General features: G+C 72.0%; 3 protein-coding genes. All 3 read right to left on the bottom strand.

The window, feature by feature from the left end; all coding sequences use genetic code 11:
- Positions 1–255: 255 nt before the first annotated feature.
- Positions 256–1425 carry an acyl-CoA dehydrogenase family protein gene (locus G6017_RS12865; RefSeq protein ID WP_179524769.1) on the bottom strand — a complete coding sequence of 390 codons (1170 nt, stop codon included), beginning with the start codon at positions 1423–1425 and terminating at the stop codon, positions 256–258.
- Positions 1426–1644: 219 nt separating this feature from the next.
- Positions 1645–2157 carry a 5-(carboxyamino)imidazole ribonucleotide mutase gene (purE, locus tag G6017_RS12860; RefSeq protein WP_179524768.1) on the bottom strand — a complete coding sequence of 171 codons (513 nt, stop codon included), beginning with the start codon at positions 2155–2157 and terminating at the stop codon, positions 1645–1647.
- A 29-nt stretch (positions 2158–2186) separates the two neighbouring features.
- A partial coding sequence (locus G6017_RS12855) for a 5-(carboxyamino)imidazole ribonucleotide synthase (RefSeq protein ID WP_182617690.1) occupies positions 2187–2979 on the bottom strand: 793 nt, incomplete at its 5' end.

The raw sequence follows: 2979 nt of genomic DNA, 5'->3' as shown, positions 1-2979 counted from the left end.
GAGCGGGACGACGTCGTGGGCGTCCTCGCCCGGATCCTCGCCTCGGGGGGCTCCGCCGTCCTCGTCACCGGATCGGACCCGGATGCACCGGGGGTCGCGGACGTGGCCACCACGGAGCGGACCACCCTCACCCTCTGACGGCCCGGCGCCGCGGCACCGCGCCACCCCGCGGCCGTGCATCCACGTCGAGAGCCGCCACCCCCGGTCGGAAGTGGCGGCTCTCGTGTGCAGGTCGGCGGGCCGGTGCCCGGAGGATCAGCCCAGGAGCTGACGCGCCATGACCATGCGGTTGATCTGGTTGGTGCCCTCGTAGATCTGGGTGATCTTGGCGTCGCGCATCATGCGCTCGACCGGGAAGTCGCGGGTGTAGCCCGCGCCGCCGAAGAGCTGCACGGCGTTGGTGGTGACCTCCATCGCGACGTCCGAGGCGAACGTCTTGGACGCCGCGGCCATGAAGCCCAGCTTCTGCCCACCCGGCGCGCTGCCGCGCTCGGCGTTGGCGGCGGCCGTGTACACCATGAGACGGGAGGCCTGGACCTTCATCGCCATGTCGGCGAGCATGAACTGGGTGTTCTGGAAGTCCGAGATCGCCTTGCCGAACTGCTTGCGCTCCTTGGTGTAGGCGATCGCCGCGTCGAGCGCACCCTGGGCGAGGCCCACGGCCTGGGCGCCGATGGTCGGGCGGGTGTGGTCCAGGGTCTGCAGCGCGGTCTTGAAGCCGGTGCCCGGCTCGCCGATGATCCGATCACCCGGGATGCGGACGTTCTCGAAGTACAGCTCCGCTGTGGGCGAACCCTTGATGCCCAGCTTCTTCTCGGTCTTCGAGACGCCGAAGCCCTCGTCGTCGGCGTGCACCATGAACGCGGAGATGCCGCCGGCGCCCTTCTCGGGGTCCGTCACGGCCATGACGGTGTACCAGGTGGACTTGCCGCCGTTGGTGATCCACGCCTTGCCGCCGTTGAGGATCCAGTCGTCGCCGTCCTGGCGGGCGCGGGTGCGCATGGCCGCGGCGTCGGACCCGGCCTCGCGCTCCGACAGGGCGTACGAGGCCATCGCGCCCTCGGCGATCCCGGGCAGGACCTGCTGCTTGAGGTCCTCACCTCCGGCCAGGATCAGGCCCATCGTGCCGAGCTTGTTCACGGCCGGGATCAGCGAGGACGAACCGCACACGCGGGCGACCTCCTCGATGACGATGCACGCCGCGACAGAGTCCGCGCCCTGCCCGCCGTACTCCTCCGGCACGTGGACCGCATTGAAGCCCGAGGCGTTGAGCGCGTCGAGCGCCTCCTGCGGGAACCGCTCGTTCTCGTCGACGTCCGCGGCGTGCGGCTCGATCTCCTTCTCGGAGAGGGCACGGATCGCCGCGCGGAGCTCCTCGTGCTCCTCCGCGGGCTGGTACAGGTCGAAGTCGGGGTTACCGGACATGTGCGGTCCTCCAAGAGGGAATCGTCGGTGCTGATCGCGCGGCGGACACCGTCCGGGGCACCTCCCGGCGATGCCGACGACGCACCTTCACCGTCGATATCGCCGCGGGGTCTGACGTGCCGCGCCCGGCCATCCAAGTTACCAGTCGGGCACCGCCCGCCCCGCCCGGGCGGCGGGCCTCCCGGGCGGGGCGGACGGTGCCGCGGAGGACGGGGCGGATCAGCCCAGGAGGCTCTGGCGCAGCGCGGCGTCCTTGCGCTCCACCATCGCCTCCAGCTCGGCCTGGAAACCCTCCATCCGGGACCGGAGCTCCGGGTCGGAGGCGGCGAGGATCCGGACCGCCAGGAGCCCGGCGTTGCGGGCCCCGCCGATCGACACGGTGGCCACGGGCACCCCTGCCGGCATCTGCACGATCGAGAGCAGCGAGTCCATGCCGTCGAGGTGCTTCAGGGGCACCGGGACACCGATGACCGGCAGCGGGGTGGCGGAGGCGACCATCCCCGGCAGGTGCGCGGCCCCGCCGGCACCCGCGATCACCACCCGGATACCCCGGCCCGCGGCCGAGCGGGCGTAGTCCAGCATCTTCTGCGGGGTCCGGTGGGCCGAGACGACGCCCACCTCGAAGGGGATCCCGAACTCGGCGAGCGCCTCCGCCGCGCCCTCCATCGTCGGCCAGTCGGAGTCGCTGCCCATGATCAGACCGACCTGCGGCCCGCCCTGTGGTGCGGTCATGGTGGTGCCTTTCGTCGAAGGGGGTGGCGTCAGCGGTCGAAGTCGCCGACCGGTGCCCCCGTGTGGGGGTCCCACCCGTCGGCCCATTCCCCGTGGGACAGCCAGTGGGCGGCGTGCTCGGCCACCGCGCGGACCGTGGCGACCTGGTCGGCGTCATCCGGGTCGACCCCGGGGTCGGCGAGGACGTTGACGTGCCCGATCTTGCGTCCCGGCCGCTCGGACTTCCCGTAGAGGTGGACCTTGGCGTGCGGGAACCGGGCCCCGAGGTGGTGCACCCGCTCGTCCATGCTCATCTCCGGGGCACGGGCCGCGCCGAGCACGTTGGCCATCACGGTCACGGGGGCCGTCGGGACGGTGGAACCCAGCGGATAGTCGAGAACGGCCCGCAGATGCTGCTCGAACTGGCTGGTGGTGGCTCCGTCCATGGTCCAGTGTCCGGAGTTGTGCGGTCGCATCGCCAGTTCGTTCACCAGCACACCCGGGCGGCCGTCGGAACCGGTGACCTCGAAGAGTTCGACCGCCATCACCCCGGTGACGTCGAGGTGTTCGGCCAGGCGCAGGGCGGTGGCCTGGACCGCGGAGCGGAGATCGTCGGGCAGCCCGGTGGCCGGTGCCACCACCACCGCGCAGATCCCGTCGCGCTGGACCGTCTCCACGACGGGCCACACCGCTCCCTGGCCGAACGGCGAGCGGGCGACGAGCGCGGAGAGCTCCCGGGTCCACGGCACCCGCGCCTCGGCCATCATCGGCACACCGGCGTCGAGTTGCTCCGTCGCGATGCGCTCGGCCTCCTCCAGCGAGCCCGGCATCCACACGCCGCGG

Origin of the sequence: Dietzia sp. B44 (genome assembly GCF_014145245.1) — a bacterium.
Taxonomy (GTDB): Bacteria; Actinomycetota; Actinomycetes; order Mycobacteriales; family Mycobacteriaceae; genus Dietzia; species Dietzia natronolimnaea.
This window is presented reverse-complemented; position numbering and strand designations above follow the sequence as displayed.